Origin of the sequence: Rhizobium oryzihabitans, assembly GCF_010669145.1 — a bacterium.
Taxonomy (GTDB): Bacteria; Pseudomonadota; Alphaproteobacteria; order Rhizobiales; family Rhizobiaceae; genus Agrobacterium; species Agrobacterium oryzihabitans.
Map to the genome: position 1 here is coordinate 1977211 of NZ_CP048632.1, position 14285 is coordinate 1991495.

16 protein-coding genes and 1 tRNA gene are annotated in these 14285 nt (G+C 56.2%); 11 read left to right on the forward strand and 6 right to left on the reverse strand.

Going from position 1 to position 14285, the window contains the following annotated elements; genetic code table 11:
* Window positions 1–7: 7 nt before the first annotated feature.
* The 4 genes from G3A56_RS10360 to G3A56_RS10375 form a co-directional block, all read right to left on the reverse strand.
* Window positions 8–1108, reverse strand: coding sequence for a glycoside hydrolase family 25 protein (locus G3A56_RS10360; protein ID WP_210255075.1), 1101 nt, complete (start codon window positions 1106–1108; stop codon window positions 8–10).
* Window positions 1109–1293: 185 nt separating this feature from the next.
* Window positions 1294–1482: a YegP family protein gene (locus G3A56_RS10365; protein ID WP_082184568.1), complete on the reverse strand. Its 189-nt coding sequence runs from the start codon at window positions 1480–1482 to the stop codon at window positions 1294–1296.
* Window positions 1483–1568: 86 nt separating this feature from the next.
* The gene (locus tag G3A56_RS10370) at window positions 1569–2267 is read right to left on the reverse strand and encodes a type 1 glutamine amidotransferase (protein ID WP_164056360.1); all 699 of its coding nucleotides are present in this window, start codon (window positions 2265–2267) and stop codon (window positions 1569–1571) included.
* 91 nt (window positions 2268–2358) lie between these two features.
* Window positions 2359–2844, reverse strand: a complete 486-nt coding sequence (locus tag G3A56_RS10375) for a DoxX family protein (protein ID WP_164056361.1) — start codon at window positions 2842–2844, stop codon at window positions 2359–2361.
* A 133-nt stretch (window positions 2845–2977) separates the two neighbouring features.
* On the opposite strand from G3A56_RS10375, the gene G3A56_RS10380 reads away from it, so the two are divergent.
* Together G3A56_RS10380 and G3A56_RS10385 are read left to right on the forward strand one after the other, a co-directional pair.
* Window positions 2978–3283 (forward strand): Rdx family protein, encoded by a 306-nt coding sequence (locus tag G3A56_RS10380; protein ID WP_035241964.1) that lies wholly within the window; start codon window positions 2978–2980, stop codon window positions 3281–3283.
* Between the two features lie 120 nt (window positions 3284–3403).
* A tRNA-Leu gene (locus tag G3A56_RS10385) sits at window positions 3404–3490 on the forward strand.
* 241 nt (window positions 3491–3731) lie between these two features.
* Here the strand turns inward: G3A56_RS10385 and G3A56_RS10390 are convergent.
* A complete protein-coding gene (locus G3A56_RS10390) occupies window positions 3732–4142 on the reverse strand; it encodes a pilus assembly protein N-terminal domain-containing protein (protein ID WP_164056362.1) in 411 nt (136 codons plus the stop codon).
* 418 nt (window positions 4143–4560) lie between these two features.
* Here G3A56_RS10390 and G3A56_RS10395 point away from each other — a divergent pair, with 418 nt between their 5' ends.
* The 9 genes from G3A56_RS10395 to G3A56_RS10435 all read left to right on the forward strand — a co-directional run bounded on the left by G3A56_RS10395 (window position 4561) and on the right by G3A56_RS10435 (window position 13466).
* Window positions 4561–4746, forward strand: a complete 186-nt coding sequence (locus G3A56_RS10395; RefSeq protein ID WP_082183489.1) for a Flp family type IVb pilin — start codon at window positions 4561–4563, stop codon at window positions 4744–4746.
* A gap of 116 nt (window positions 4747–4862) precedes the next feature.
* Window positions 4863–5375 carry an A24 family peptidase gene (locus G3A56_RS10400; protein WP_082183487.1) on the forward strand — a complete coding sequence of 171 codons (513 nt, stop codon included), beginning with the start codon at window positions 4863–4865 and terminating at the stop codon, window positions 5373–5375.
* A 126-nt stretch (window positions 5376–5501) separates the two neighbouring features.
* The gene (cpaB, locus tag G3A56_RS10405; protein ID WP_082183486.1) at window positions 5502–6308 is read left to right on the forward strand and encodes a Flp pilus assembly protein CpaB; all 807 of its coding nucleotides are present in this window, start codon (window positions 5502–5504) and stop codon (window positions 6306–6308) included.
* The gene (locus tag G3A56_RS10410; RefSeq protein WP_082183485.1) at window positions 6305–7879 is read left to right on the forward strand and encodes a type II and III secretion system protein family protein; all 1575 of its coding nucleotides are present in this window, start codon (window positions 6305–6307) and stop codon (window positions 7877–7879) included. Before cpaB ends, G3A56_RS10410 begins: the two co-directional genes overlap by 4 nt.
* 56 nt (window positions 7880–7935) lie before the next feature.
* Complete coding sequence (locus G3A56_RS10415) at window positions 7936–8628, forward strand: CpaD family pilus assembly protein (RefSeq protein WP_082183484.1); 693 nt, start codon at window positions 7936–7938, stop codon at window positions 8626–8628.
* A gap of 34 nt (window positions 8629–8662) precedes the next feature.
* A complete protein-coding gene (locus G3A56_RS10420; protein ID WP_082183482.1) occupies window positions 8663–9943 on the forward strand; it encodes a CpaE/TadZ family protein in 1281 nt (426 codons plus the stop codon).
* Window positions 9944–9976: 33 nt separating this feature from the next.
* The gene (locus G3A56_RS10425; RefSeq protein WP_082183481.1) at window positions 9977–11449 is read left to right on the forward strand and encodes a TadA family conjugal transfer-associated ATPase; all 1473 of its coding nucleotides are present in this window, start codon (window positions 9977–9979) and stop codon (window positions 11447–11449) included.
* 15 nt (window positions 11450–11464) lie between these two features.
* Window positions 11465–12469 carry a type II secretion system F family protein gene (locus G3A56_RS10430; RefSeq protein WP_082183479.1) on the forward strand — a complete coding sequence of 335 codons (1005 nt, stop codon included), beginning with the start codon at window positions 11465–11467 and terminating at the stop codon, window positions 12467–12469.
* A gap of 10 nt (window positions 12470–12479) precedes the next feature.
* Complete coding sequence (locus G3A56_RS10435) at window positions 12480–13466, forward strand: type II secretion system F family protein (protein ID WP_003493262.1); 987 nt, start codon at window positions 12480–12482, stop codon at window positions 13464–13466.
* 78 nt (window positions 13467–13544) lie between these two features.
* Here the strand turns inward: G3A56_RS10435 and G3A56_RS10440 are convergent, their stop codons facing one another.
* The gene (locus G3A56_RS10440) at window positions 13545–14255 is read right to left on the reverse strand and encodes a tetratricopeptide repeat protein (protein ID WP_003493261.1); all 711 of its coding nucleotides are present in this window, start codon (window positions 14253–14255) and stop codon (window positions 13545–13547) included.
* Window positions 14256–14285: the final 30 nt, after the last annotated feature.

The window sequence follows — 14285 nt, forward strand, 5'->3', positions numbered from 1 at the left end:
CGCCGCTTTAGCTTGAGCGGCGGTCCACCCAGCGATGCCAGGCATCCTCGCTGCCGTTGAAGACGTTGAGATCGATGCGGCCATCGACACCATGTGACAGGCCGGAGCCGGAATATTGCCAGAACAGCCACTTGCGGCCCGGATAAACCACGGACGGATGCTGGGCGACGGCACGCAGCCAGAAGGGATAGTCCTGGAATTCGCCGGTCAGATTGTCCTTATAAAAATCGGGTGCGGTGTAAATGATCGGCCGCTGACCATAATGGCGCTCGAGCTTGTCCATGAATACGCGCATCTTTTCCAGAACGCGCTCGCGGGAATGGCGCATCTTGCAGCTTGATTCGCCGTTATACTCCACGTCGATCACCGGCGGCAGCGCATCGGGATCACGCGGAACATTGCGAATGAACCAGTCCGCCTGTTCACTGGCCGAGCGGCACCAATAGAAGAAGTGGTAGGCACCACGGCGGATACCGGCTTCCTTCGACCGCTGCCAGTTGGTGCGGAACATCGGATCAAGATGATCGCCGCCATCCGTCGCCTTGATGAAAGCGAAATTGGCACCGCGCGTGCGCAGCTGCGGCCAGTTTATATTGGCCTGCCAGCGGGATACATCCACCCCATGGACCTGGAAGTGGCGTGGCTGAACCCTGCCGAAATTGATGGGCTTGGCATCGGTGAAGCTGGAGCGGAAGATGCGCGAGCGCACCTGAGCGCCGGCGCTCGCCGCCGGGGCGGCGGCCATGGCGAGTTGCACCGGACGCTCCATCTGGCGATCCGTGGGGCGTTCCGCCGGCCGTATCATGCCAGCCTGCGACGGGACCGGCAGGCGGATTTCAGGCGCGTTCTGCGGCAGGGACGCCCGTGGTGTAACGGCGGAAAAAGCCTTTGGTTCTTCCGGCACCGGGCCGCCCCATGCCAGAACTTCCTGTCTTGGCTGAGCGTTTATGGTCTGGGTGCCGACACTTGCCTGCGGGACGGGAGCAGACGGCGTGACCGAACTCGTCGTTTCCTTCGACGGCAAGCCGGCCACCAGGCTTTCCGGCCCGGAACTGGACGTACAGCCCCAAGCAGAAGGCAACCGAAGAGAAATGCTGGCACAGCCGATGAACGCATGAGAACCCGTACGCAAAACAATCGGGGGCACTCTGACGCCGCCCGGAGACCTCGAAATACAATTGCTAACGGAAGATTATCAAAAAAGACTGAATCTTATCTTTACGCCGGCACCTGCCAATGCGCCTGTCAATTCTGGCAGGCCAAAAGCATCGAGGTCTCGCGGAACGGGTCTGTTCAGGCGGTCATTGTCGTCAGATCGACGGTATTGGCGCCGGGGGAGTTTTTCTTGATCGACTCGATGGCGTGGATGGCAGATGCCTTCGCCTTGTATCCTTCCGACGAAAACATCGTTTCCCCGTTGGATGCCTTGAAGCGGAAGCGATATTCCCCGGTCTTGTCCTGATAGATTTCAAATTTATACATGATCATTGCGCCCCGTTTGCGAATGGTGATGAACGGTCGCAATTCTGAGCGGCCTTGGTCCTATTCGCAACCGATAATTGCTCAAATCAGATGAGACGTACCCAGGCACGGGCAATTTCCAGACCCGCAACGTCGGCCATATCCGCGCGCTGGCTGCGATGGTCACGGTAATTTTCCAGCCAGCCGGGCGCCATTCTTTCGATAGAGGTCGGGAATGACTGACACCACCCATCGACAACCGTGGTCGATGCCTCGAAATGAAACTGCGTACCGTAGACCGCGCGGCCCACACGAAAGGCCTGATTTCGTGTCGCGCCATTGGTGGCAAGCCGCGTCGCCTCGGGCGGAAGCGTGAATGTATCACAGTGCCACTGGAAAATGGGGAATGTCCTCCTGAGCCCGGCCAATAGGGGATCGGACACGCCCTCCTCCGTCAGGGAAACATCTTCCCAGCCAAATTCAGGCGGACCGGACAGGATATTCTCTCCACCATAGGCGCGCGCCAGCAACTGGCTGCCGAGGCAGACACCCATCACGGCCTTATCCGCATCGCCAAAGGCTTTCATCAAAAGCGCAAGCTCTGGGAGATAGGGGTAAAGCGCATCGTCAAGGGCGTTCTGCTCACCGCCCAGAACGACAAGGGCATCATGACCACCCGCATCGGTGGGAAGTGGCTCACCCGCATAGGCGCGGATGACATGCACATCTGCTCCCGCCTCTTGCAGAGCGACGCCGAGCTGGCCATGCGGCGTGCCCGCCATGTTTTCGATAATTGCAACGCGCATATGGCCTCTTGACGACAAAGGTGGATTCAATCGGCGCAGATAGCCGCCTCAATCCACCTTCACCATGAGAAAACCGGTTTTTCAAGAGGCGCTACACCAATGGGGCAACAAGCCCGGCCTTCTGCGCCTCAGAACTCCCGGACAGTTTCGCGTCGGCGGAATGCCGGTTGCCACCGCGAACCGCAAAGAACAGGAATATTGCCGCCCAGAGGATCGACTTTTCCGCGCCGCCCAGGCCTTCCGCCTTTACGATGCCATGAAAATAGACCGTCACCAGAAGAACAATCATCGCAGCGAAGGAAGCCGGCCGCGTGAACAGGCCGATAGCCACCAGAATGCCGCCGAAAAATTCCGTGGCAGCCAGCAGCGGCGACCAGAAGACGCCGGGGTAAAAACCAAGGCTCTCCACCATGCCGACCGCCCCAAACGGGTTGAGGATCTTACCGAAGCCATGGGTGACAAGAAGAAGTCCTGCCGTCACACGCAGAACGGTCTCCACCAGATCATGCGTGGAGTTATAAAGCGGTGCGACCGCCGGAACGAAAAGACGCTGACGATTATTGTCGAACTGGGCCATAGGATCTCCACGTTTCAGCCTTCGATGCCTTATCTGTTGGCAAAGCTGCATGATAAGAACAAGCATCTGGCAGGTAAAAACATGAGTGTTATAGTTGACATTGTCGTGACCGCGCGCTGAAGGAGACATAATGATGACCGAGACCAAACCTCACATAGCCATCCGCTACTGCACCCAATGTAACTGGCTGCTTCGCGCCGGATGGATGGCGCAGGAGATTTTGCAAACCTTCGCTTCCGACATTGGCGAAGTCAGCCTTGTTCCCTCAACGGGCGGCCTGTTCGAGATTGCCGTTAACGGCGAGATCATATGGGAGCGCAAGCGCGATGGCGGTTTTCCGGGTCCAAAAGAACTCAAACAGAGAATCCGCGATGTCATCGACCCGGAGCGCGACCTCGGTCACGTCGACAAGACGAAGCACGAAGGGCTCGACAATTGATGCGGCAAAATGTTTCAACAGCACTCAACCAAGTTTTTTCCCTTTAAAATCAATGATCGTCATAAAAGTTCAAAAAGTCTGTTGACACCGGGCGGCTGCCCTCGTACATCGCTCTCCGTCGCCCAGATGGCGGAATTGGTAGACGCGCCAGCTTCAGGTGCTGGTACTCGAAAGGGTGTGGAGGTTCGAGTCCTCTTCTGGGCACCATTCCATTTTTGATCTTAGCCAGATCAAATACTTAGACGAAAAACAGCAACATTCAGTCCTCCTGCAGAACGCAGGGGAAGATGTTGCGGTTTTTCGTTTTGCTGAAGTTCAGCGCCGATTTTCCTCGCAAAATACCCATGACGCATACGAAGCCGCCTTTGTCACTCTGGACAAAAAGCTCGCTGTTTTCGCATGCGGAATCGCACTCTATTGTTGGTGTTGAGTTAGACGTAAGCCGGCTTTACGGCTGGGTGTCTTTATCGCCACTATTTTGCGAATGCTGCTCGCAATTGGGCGTACAGGAAAGCACGGTCCGCTCCGTCTGGCGGAACACACGAACCGTATTGCCTTCATCAATGGAAACGAGAATGCGTTCGTCCACGATCGGATTACCTTCGGCATCGAGAAGAACGAGATTTGTCGTGCCGAAGCTGCGGCCGGTCAGCACGATCGTGGTGGCGTCCGCTACCGTGGCATCCGCGACTTTCGAGTTACCAACGATAACCTTGCTCACGGGACGGTCAAGACGAAGGACACGGGCGTGATTCATCGAAACACGCAATATGCCGTCCTGAGCAAAAACGGGCTGAAGCGCTCCTGCCAGGATGACGGACACGCCGACCACAATTTTCGCCAGTTTTCCCGATGACACGCGTTTGGCCCCTGCTCACTACCCGCACTCTAATGTCCCATAGAATGCGGGGTTTTAGTGAATGAAGTGTTAAATGGCGGGAATCCATAGTGCGAATAGTAACCATTCGCCATACTCTAGCATTCTTTCGCTTTTTGCCAACCGCGCCAAAACTGAACATCCGTGTCTCATGTAGACATTATCAGGCCAAGAACGAGAAACGACCAACGGCGGAATATATCTGTTTATAGGTAAATATAGAAATGTATAAAATAACTTTTATTTTTATTTACCAAAGGAAACTCAACCTGCCGTTTACTTCGAATTAATCCTATTTTTTAAGTGCTTGGAAATCGCTCGGCTGTAGTTTGATCGCAACCGAACAACGGAAAACAAGTTGTCGGCGTGCTGAACCAAACACAGAGTTAGGAGAGACCCCATGACCAAGATTTTTGCTCGTTTCTTTAAAGATGAATCCGGTGCCACTGCAATCGAATACGGCCTGATCGCCGCCCTGCTTTCCGTTGCCATCGTGGGCGGCGCAGGAATGGTTGGCACACAGCTCGACCAGCTGTTCGACGGCATTGGTACAACGATGCAGACCGCTCGGCAGACAACGTTCTAATCGTTGTAAATGCTTGAACTCGGAATGCCGCTCAAATCCATGAGCGGCATTTTCGTATTGTAGTGAATGCATGCGCAATGCGCCTGACACCAATCGAATAAAGCGGAGTCTTCTTCATGGTTATAGCTGCCATTTTCCTGACGCTCCCGCTCTGCCTTGCTTTCGCGGCATTTACAGACCTCTTAAGCATGACCATACCCAACCGGATACCGCTTATCCTGTTACTCTCTTTTTTTGTGGTCGCACCCTTTTCCGGCATGGACTGGCAGACTTTCGCAATGAGCCTTGCCGCCGCAGCCGCTGTCTTTTTTGCCTGTTTCGCGCTCTTTGCGGCAAATGTCATGGGCGGAGGAGATGCCAAGCTGCTGACCGCGGCAGCCGTCTGGTATGGTTTCAACATCTCCCTGATAGAATTTCTGCTTTCAGTAACCCTCGTCGGCGGTGTGTTGACGCTTTGCATTCTGCTTTTGCGATCACGCTCGCAGGAAATCATGGTGATCGGCATTCCCATTCCGGACTCCCTGCTCGTGGCGAAAAGGATTCCCTATGGCATTGGCATCGCCATTGCCGGGCTTTTAACCTATGGTGAAGCACCGCTTGTAAAAGCTGCTATCGCCAGTCTTTCCTGACGAACTACTTCGCGGGCAGGAATTAAAGGCGCGTTAACCACAAATCCAAGCACAATATTAACTATAATTATACCAATCACGCGTTATCCTGAGGGGAGAAGAATCTGATTCCCTCAAGGATCGAGCATGAAACCGTCGCGTATTGTTATTCTATCCGTTGCTTTGGTGGCTGCCGGTCTTGCCGGCCTCGTCGCCATGCGAATTTCTGGTACCAAGCAGGTCATCGAGAAAGCGGAAACCATCATTCAGAAAGAGCCGACGGTGAACGTTCTCGTTTCCTCGGTCAACCTGCCCGTTGGCAGCCGCCTGAATGACAGTTCGGTGCGCTGGACGCCTTGGCCGCAGGGCAATGTCATCGACAGTTTCATAACAGAAGCGAAAAGTCCGAACGCCATAACAGAGCTTTCCGGTGCCGTCGTGCGGCTGCCGCTGTTCGAGGGCGAACCGGTTCGGCCGGAAAAAGTGGTTGATTCCAGCACCCGCATCATGTCGTCGCTTTTGCCGGCAGGAAAACGTGCAGTGGCGACCGAGATTTCCGTCTCGACGGGTGCCGGTGGTTTCGTACTGCCGAATGATCGCGTCGATGTCATCATGGTCCGCAAGGGCGATACCGGCAGCTTTTTGACGGAGAATGTTCTCAATAACGTCCGCGTGCTGGCGATCGACCAACAGATCAAGGAAGGCGAAGACGGCAAAACCGCCGTTGTCGGCGCAACCGCGACACTGGAACTGACCCCCGAACAAGCCAAGATCATAACGGTGGCGCAACAGATGGCGGACCGTCTCACCCTTGCCTTGCGCTCAGTCGCCGATGCGCAGGAAAACGACACGCTTTCAGCCGGCTATCTTCTCAATGGCGGCGCGGGTCAACCGGAAATTCAGGTGATCAAATCCGGCTCGATCATCAAGGGCAGTCAAGGAGCATCACAATGACCGGCGAAGCCATGACAAAGCGTCTAAAAAAACATCTGCGTTCGTCTATGGCGGGTGGCCTTGCATTTTGCGTGGCTTTTTCCGGCATTCCAGGTCAGCAGTCGCCTGAATTTCTGCGTGTCAGTGAAGCCGAAGCGCAAAGCGCCAGCATAGTGCGGATCACCGACAGCGGAACTGGTATTCGCAAGCGCCTGAAGCTGGGTCTGAACAAGGCGCTGGTCATCGATCTGCCGGAAGATGCACATGACATTCTCGTTGCGGATCCGAGCCTTGCCGATGCCGTCACGCGCACATCCAGACGCATTTATCTCTTCGGGAAAACGGTTGGGCAAACCAATATTTTCATCTTTGGCGACGGCGGTCGCGAAATCGTAAGCCTTGATCTTGAGGTCGAGCGGGATATTGCCGGCCTCGAAGCCAATATTCGCCGTTTCATTCCTGAATCCGACATAAAGATCGAGATCGTCTCGGACAATATCGTTCTTACCGGAACGGTACGTACACCACAGGATTCGGCACGCGCCGTACAACTTGCCGAAGCGTTTCTGAAAGGCGGCGAAGCCACCACCCGCAATATATCGCTCACCGGCGGCGACAATGGCGGCGACGCGGCGATTTTTGCCGAAAACCGCCAGACGTCACAAATCGTCAACATGCTGACGATCGAGGGTGAAGACCAGGTAACGTTGAAGGTGACTGTTGCCGAAGTCAGCCGGCAGGTGCTGAAGCAGCTTGGCTTCAGTGGCTCTATCGGCTCAGGCAATAACGGCTTCGAGTTTGCAAATCCTTCCAATCTTGGAAACGCTATCGACACCGCCTCGCGGATAGCCACCGGTTCAATCGGCTCGCTCAAATTCGCCTCCTATCTCAATGCCATGGAGCAGGCAGGTGTCATGCGCACCCTGGCGGAGCCGAGCCTGACAGCGATTTCCGGCGAACAGGCGAAGTTTTATGTCGGAGGCGATTTCCGGATTGCCAGAGAACAAGAGGTGGAGGCCGACAAGCTAACGGGGATGGCAGGTAAAATCACCCGCGAAACAGAAACGGTCGACTATGGGATTACGTTGAACTTCAGACCGGTCGTACTTTCACCCGGAAGAATAAGCCTGAAGATCGAGACAAATGTTTCCGAACCAACCTATGAAGGCAACATGGTGACCGGGAACTTTGGGCGGAACGCCCCGGGTTCGACCTATCTATCGGTTCGCAAGCGCGAAACCTCCACAACTGTCGAGCTTCCCTCCGGCGGCTCGATCGTGATCGCCGGTCTGGTTCAAGACAATATACGCCAGGCCATGTCGGGACTTCCGGGCATGTCAAAGATCCCGATTTTCGGCACGCTTTTCCGTAGCAAGGACTTTATCCGCAACGAGACGGAACTGGTCATCATTGCAACGCCATATCTGGTGCGGCCAATTGCCCGCAATCAGATCGCCCGGCCGGATGACAACTTCAACCCGGAAAACGATGCAGCCATGTATTTCATGAACCGCGTCAACAAGGTCTATGGCCGCAAGGATCAGGTTCAGGCGGCTCCATACCAGGGATCAGTGGGGTTCATCTACAAATGACGACACGCGCACCAAATCCCTTCTCCAGAAAAAGCTCTACCCGGGCAGGAAATGTCATGCAGGAAACCTCTTCCTCTTTTTCCCTCACGTTTTCCGGCCGACGAGCCGGTTTCGTCGCAATGGCGGCGCTCACGGCCAGCCTGTTGCAAGGCTGCGCGCGTGACCCGTTGACGACCAATGCCATCCCCGATGACTACCGCACCCGCCATCCGATCACGCTGTCGGAGGCGGAGCATTCGCTGGATATTCCGGTTGCGGCAAGCGACAGCCGGCTGACCACGGCAATGGCGGACAATGTCCGCGGTTTCGCGCAGAATTATGCGTCGATGTCGACGGGTGTCATCAATATTCAGATGCCATCAGGATCAGCCAATTCAGCATCGGCATCAAGGATGGCGAAGCAGATCCGCTCCACGCTTTCCGGTGCGGGTGTACCGTCGAGCAAGATTATGGAAACGCGTTACGCGGCATCCCCAAATGGCGATGCCGCGCCGATCCGCCTAAGCTATGTCGCCGTCACCGCGATGACCGGACAGTGCGGCCAGTGGCCCGAAGACCTTTCGGACAATAGTTTCGCAAACAAGAACTGGTACAACTTCGGGTGCGCTTCCCAGAGCAATCTCGCGGCACAGGTGGCCAATCCCATGGACCTCGTTGGTCCGCGTGGCATGAGCCCGATTGATGCCGAACGCCGCGCTGTGGTTATCGATACTTATCGTCAGGGCAAAAGCACGGCGACGGCAGACTGATGTGGTTCCAACAATTGTCACGGCAGGAAAGACGATGAGCGCGGTAGAATACGATATAAAATCAAGCGACGGAGCAGAAGCACAGCCTCTCCGTGCCGGGGATATGGATCGCCTGCGGCCGCTGCCCCGCATATCCGTTCATGCTTTCTGCGTCAGCGAAAACATGCAGGGTGTCATGGACGCATTGTCCGGTGACAGGCGCATGAGCAAGGTTACCCTGCGGGTAACCAAGGGAGATATCAACGCAGCGGCGACGATGTTTTCGTCTTCTCCCACCCCAAATCTCATCGTTCTCGAAACAACAAGCTCACCGGCTTCGCTGCTGGACGATCTTGCACCTCTGGCGGAGGTTTGCGACCCCTCCACCCGTGTCATCATCGTCGGCCGGCACAATGACATCACGCTTTATCGCGATCTCATCCGCAACGGCATTTCCGAATATCTTGTCGCCCCGGTCAATATGGCCGATCTGCTGGCCTCGATCGCAACGATCTTTGTCGATCCGGAGGCGGAGCCGCTCGGCCGCAACATCGCTTTCATCGGCGCCAAAGGTGGGGTTGGATCGTCGACGATTGCGCATAATTGCGCTTTCGGCATTTCGACCCTGTTTTCCACCGAAACCATTCTGGCGGACATGGATCTTGCCTATGGTACGGCCAATATCGACTTCGATCAGGACCCCGCCCAAGGCATGGCGGAAGCAGTGTTTTCGCCGGAACGACTGGACGAGGTGTTTCTCGACCGTCTCCTGACGAAATGTTCCGACCATCTGTCGCTGCTGGCGGCACCGTCTCTCCTTGACAGGACCTATGATCTCGACCGCCAGGCTTTTCTGCCGATCCTGGAGGTTTTGCAGCGCAGTGCCCCCGTCGCGGTTCTCGACCTTCCCCATCAATGGTGCGACTGGACACGGGCGGTTCTTGCGGAAGCTGACGAGGTCGTGATTACGGCCGTTCCGGATCTCGCAAATCTGCGCAATACGAAAAACCTGTTCGACGCGCTGATAAAATTGAGGCCCAACGATAAGTTGCCGCATCTCGTTCTCAATCAGGTCGGCATGCCGAAACGTCCGGAAATCGCTCCGGCGGATTTCCTCGACCCGCTGGAAATAGAGCCGATCGCGATCATTCCATTCGATACCCAGCTGTTCGGAAACGCTGCCAACAGCGGACGCATGATCAGCGAGATGGATGAGAAATCCCAGATCGCGGAAACTTTCTCGCAAATCGCCCATACCATCACCGGCCGCGCCGTCCTGCGCAAAAGCAAGCGTGGCGGTCTGGACAAGCTCAAGAATATTCTCAAGCGCAAATAGGTCTTCTCTTCGCGCCTATAGACGGAAAAGCCGATGTTCGGAAAACGCGGGCCCGAAGGCCCAGCCAGAGTCACAAAGCCGGATTTTGTCGCACCTGCCACCACGCCGGCGCCGACCATATCCGAGCCCCGGCCGTCGGCAATAGATACTCTTGAGCCCGGCCAATCGCCAGCAACGCGACAGGCACAAGCAGCTGCGCAGTCGCCGCAGAAAAAACGTGCCCGCACTGAAGATTATTACAACACCAAGAGCCAGGTGTTTTCCGCGCTCATCGATACAATCGACCTTTCGCAACTCGCCAAGCTCGATGCGGAGAGCGCGCGCGAGGAAATCCGTGATATTGTCAACGACATCATCACGATCAAAAGTTTTGCGATGTCGATCGCCGAGCAGGAAGAACTGCTCGAAGACATCTGCAACGACGTCCTTGGCTACGGGCCGCTGGAACCGCTTCTCGCACGCGACGACATTGCCGATATCATGGTCAACGGCTCCGGCCAGACCTTCATCGAAGTCGGCGGCAAAACCATCGAGTCCGATATCCGCTTTCGCGACAATAGCCAGTTGCTTTCCATCTGCCAGCGCATCGTCAGCCAGGTTGGACGACGTGTCGACGAATCGAGCCCGATCTGCGACGCCCGCCTGCCGGATGGGTCGCGCGTCAACGTCATCGCACCGCCTCTCGCCATCGACGGCCCAGCGCTTACGATCCGAAAATTCAAGAAGGACAAGCTCACGCTTGACCAGCTCGTGCGTTTTGGCGCGATCACGCCCGAAGGCGCGACGTTGCTCAAGATCATCGGTCGCGTCCGCTGCAATATTGTCATCTCGGGCGGCACTGGCTCCGGCAAAACCACGCTTCTCAATTGCCTGACCAGCTTCATCGACAAGGATGAACGCGTCATCACCTGCGAGGACACAGCCGAACTGCAGCTTCAGCAGCCGCATGTGGTGAGGCTCGAGACACGCCCGCCGAATATCGAAGGCGAAGGCGAGATCACCATGCGTGATCTGGTCAAGAACTGCCTTCGTATGCGCCCCGAACGCATCATCGTCGGCGAAGTGCGCGGATCGGAGGTGTTCGACCTTCTGCAGGCTATGAATACCGGTCACGACGGTTCAATGGGAACGATCCACGCCAATACGCCGCGCGAATGCCTCAGCCGTATCGAATCGATGATCGCCATGGGCGGCTTCACTCTCCCGGCGAAAACCGTGCGGGAAATCATCTCGGGATCGATTGACATTGTTGTTCAGGCCGCACGCCTGCGCGATGGCTCACGCCGGATAACTCAGATCACTGAAGTGATCGGCATGGAAGGCGATGTCATCGTGACCCAGGACCTGATGCGATACGAAATCGAAGGTGAGGACGCGCAAGGCAGGCTGATCGGCAAACACGTCTCCACGGGTATCAGCAAACCTCATTTCTGGGATCGCGCGCGCTACTACGGTGAGGAAAAACGTCTGGCGGCCGCGCTCGATGAAATGGAAAAGACATCCTAAGGGAAGGCGACTGCCATGGACCCCACGATCGTGTTGCTGGCCGTACTTGTCGCCATTTCGGCAGGGGCGCTGGCTTACGCCTTTCTTTTTCAGCAGATAGAGGTCGAGAAAAAGACCACCAGCCGCGTCAAACGGGTTAAGGCCGCCGAAACCGATCACGCTAACATCAAGGCTGCTCGGGACCGCGTTCAGGAGCTCGGCAAGCGCCGCAAATCCATGCAGGACAGCCTGCGGGATATGGAAAAGAAACAAAATGAAAAGGCAAAAAAGGCAAAGAATGTCAGTTTGCGCGACAAGCTCGTTCAGGCCGGCCTACAGATTTCAGTTCGGAAATTCCACCTGCTGAGCGTAGGCGCGGCGGTCTTTGCCTGTTTAATGGCCATTCTTTACGGCCTGTCACCGCTCATCGGCCTGCTCATAGGGGCCGTCGTGGCGTTAGGGCTGCCACGATGGGGATTGGCGTTTCTTCTCAAGCGCCGACAGAAAAAATTCCTCGAGGAATTCCCAAATGCACTGGACGTCATGTGCCGTTCGATCAAGTCCGGCCTGCCGCTGAACGACGCCGTGCGATTGATCGCGTCAGATGGGCAGGAGCCGGTGAAAACAGAGTTCCAGCGCGTTGTCGATGCGCAGCAGGTCGGCATCAGCATTCCGCAGGCGATCGAACGCATGATGCTGACCATGCCCCTTTTCGAGGTGAGCTTCTTTGGCACCGTCATCAACATTCAGGCGCAGGCAGGCGGTAATCTTTCGGAAGCGCTGTCCAATCTTTCAAAAGTTTTGCGTGATCGCAAGAAGATGCGCGCCAAGGTGAATGCTCTTTCGATGGAGGCGAAAGCGTCGGCGGTCATCATCGGCGCGCTGCCTTTCATCGTCATGCTGCTGGTGCACTTCACATCGCCCGACTATCTGTCGGTACTCTTCACCGACTTGCGCGGACACATCATTCTCGGAGCATCCGGTATCTGGATGCTGATCGGGATTTTCATCATGCGCCAAATGATCAATTTCGATATTTGAGGGCGCGGGCATGACGGGAAAACTTCTTTCGAGCCTGACGGATCCGCAAACAATCATCGCTGTTTTGGTCATGCTTGCGGTTTTCGCCACCCTCTACACGCTCATCATGCCGTTCTTCGAGCGGAAGGACTTCGCCAAGCGTATGAAGGCCGTGTCGTCGGAGCGCGATTTTATTCGCAGTCGGGAGCGCGAACGCATTGCGACCGTCTCGAAAGATGGAAAAACGTCCCTGCGCGGCAGCAATAATAAATCCGCGCGCCGCATCGTCGAAAAATTCAATCTCCAGGAAGCACTCGCGGACGCGAACACCATGACCAAGCTGCGCGCAGCGGGTTTTCGTTCACAGAATGCACTTAACACCTTTCTTGCCGCACGGTTCTTGCTACCATTCGCGTTTCTTGCCGTAGCCTTTACCTGGGTCTTCGTTCTTGGAAACCTGGCAGATAAAGCTTTTATTGTCAGGCTGATGGCTGTTCTGATCTTCGGTTATATCGGTTTTTACGCGCCCAATATCTACGTTTCGAACGCCATGAACAAGCGGCAGGCCTCGATCAAGCGCGCTTGGCCGGATGCGTTGGATCTGATGCTGATCTGCATCGAATCCGGTGTGTCGATGGAGGCCGCGATGCGTCGTGTCGCGGAAGAAATGGGCGAGCAGTCACCCGAACTGGCAGAAGAAATGATGCTGACGACAGCGGAGCTTTCCTTCCTTCAGGACAGACGAATTGCACTTGAAAATTTCGGCATGCGCACGCAGCTGGACGGTGTCAAAAGCGTGGTGCAGGCGCTCATTCAAGCGGAACGATACGGCACGCCGCTAGCTCAGGCGCTGCGCGTTCTGGCGCAGGAAGGCCGGGACGAGCGCATGAATGAAGCTGAGAAGAAAGCAGCGGCTCTGCCGCCAAAACTGACCGTGCCGATGATCGTATTTTTTCTGCCGGTACTTATAGCCGTCATTCTCGGCCCGGCCATTATCAGGGTGCTCGACACCTTCTGACAAAGTAAAACGCCGCTCAACAGATTGAGCGGCGATCTTTTGCTGGCCCCGAGACCGATGAAGGCGTCTCAACGCGGATCAACCGGCTGGCTTATTGTCTTTTTTCGCCAGCTGCTGCCAGGAATTCTGCTGCGAAAGCATTGCACGCAGATAGGTCAGATTTGCCTGCGCCTGCTGCGGCGAGAGTTCCTGAACCGCGATGCGCTCGGCTTCCGCGAAACGTCCCTGAAGACCGACCACAAGTGCAAGGTTCTGGCGGACGCGGCTGTCGGCACCCGGCTGGGCGATGGCCGATTGCAGATATGTCTCGGCGGTACGGGGATCGCTCGACAGGACATAGGACATGCCGAGGTTTGAAAGCACGCTTGGATCGTTGGGCTTGAGATCGAGCGCCTGCCTGTATCTGGCGCGGGCCTCGTTCGACCGGCCAAGCTGATCAAGCACCGCGCCTTCAGCGGAATAAAGCCGCCAGTCTGGGCGGTCAGGCGTCTGGGCTCTCTGGATGGTCGAAAGGGCCTGTTCGAGCTGGCCCGAGGCCGCCTGCGCCTTTCCGTAGGCGGCAAGGACCTCGCGGTCGGACGGATTGGCGATGGTGATCTGCTGCATCACGGCAAGCGCCTGGGTGTTCTTGCCGGTCATCATCAACACATTGGCATAGTTCATGCCGGTGGACTTGTCCTTGGGGCTGCGCTCATAGGCTTTACCCGCCGTCGCCTCCGCCTGCCGCAGCTGATCCATGTTCATCTGGTCATAGGAGCGTGTGGCGGCGGGAATGGAACCGGTCGACATGCGGTCCGGCTTGTTTGTGCTCGCGCATCC

What these genes read in the sequence shown, in the direction of transcription:
- G3A56_RS10415 (WP_082183484.1), top strand. Translation starts at nt 7,936, where the DNA reads ATGCAGGAAACCTCTTCCTCTTTTTCCCTCACGTTTTCCGGCCGACGA.
- G3A56_RS10440 (WP_003493261.1), bottom strand. Translation starts at nt 14,255, where the DNA reads ATGTCGACCGGTTCCATTCCCGCCGCCACACGCTCCTATGACCAGATG.
- G3A56_RS10395 (WP_082183489.1), top strand. Translation starts at nt 4,561, where the DNA reads ATGACCAAGATTTTTGCTCGTTTCTTTAAAGATGAATCCGGTGCCACT.
- G3A56_RS10430 (WP_082183479.1), top strand. Translation starts at nt 11,465, where the DNA reads ATGGACCCCACGATCGTGTTGCTGGCCGTACTTGTCGCCATTTCGGCA.
- G3A56_RS10435 (WP_003493262.1), top strand. Translation starts at nt 12,480, where the DNA reads ATGACGGGAAAACTTCTTTCGAGCCTGACGGATCCGCAAACAATCATC.
- G3A56_RS10400 (WP_082183487.1), top strand. Translation starts at nt 4,863, where the DNA reads ATGGTTATAGCTGCCATTTTCCTGACGCTCCCGCTCTGCCTTGCTTTC.
- G3A56_RS10380 (WP_035241964.1), top strand. Translation starts at nt 2,978, where the DNA reads ATGACCGAGACCAAACCTCACATAGCCATCCGCTACTGCACCCAATGT.
- G3A56_RS10410 (WP_082183485.1), top strand. Translation starts at nt 6,305, where the DNA reads ATGACCGGCGAAGCCATGACAAAGCGTCTAAAAAAACATCTGCGTTCG.
- G3A56_RS10425 (WP_082183481.1), top strand. Translation starts at nt 9,977, where the DNA reads ATGTTCGGAAAACGCGGGCCCGAAGGCCCAGCCAGAGTCACAAAGCCG.
- cpaB (WP_082183486.1), top strand. Translation starts at nt 5,502, where the DNA reads ATGAAACCGTCGCGTATTGTTATTCTATCCGTTGCTTTGGTGGCTGCC.
- G3A56_RS10370 (WP_164056360.1), bottom strand. Translation starts at nt 2,267, where the DNA reads ATGCGCGTTGCAATTATCGAAAACATGGCGGGCACGCCGCATGGCCAG.
- G3A56_RS10375 (WP_164056361.1), bottom strand. Translation starts at nt 2,844, where the DNA reads ATGGCCCAGTTCGACAATAATCGTCAGCGTCTTTTCGTTCCGGCGGTC.
- G3A56_RS10420 (WP_082183482.1), top strand. Translation starts at nt 8,663, where the DNA reads ATGAGCGCGGTAGAATACGATATAAAATCAAGCGACGGAGCAGAAGCA.
- G3A56_RS10365 (WP_082184568.1), bottom strand. Translation starts at nt 1,482, where the DNA reads ATGTATAAATTTGAAATCTATCAGGACAAGACCGGGGAATATCGCTTC.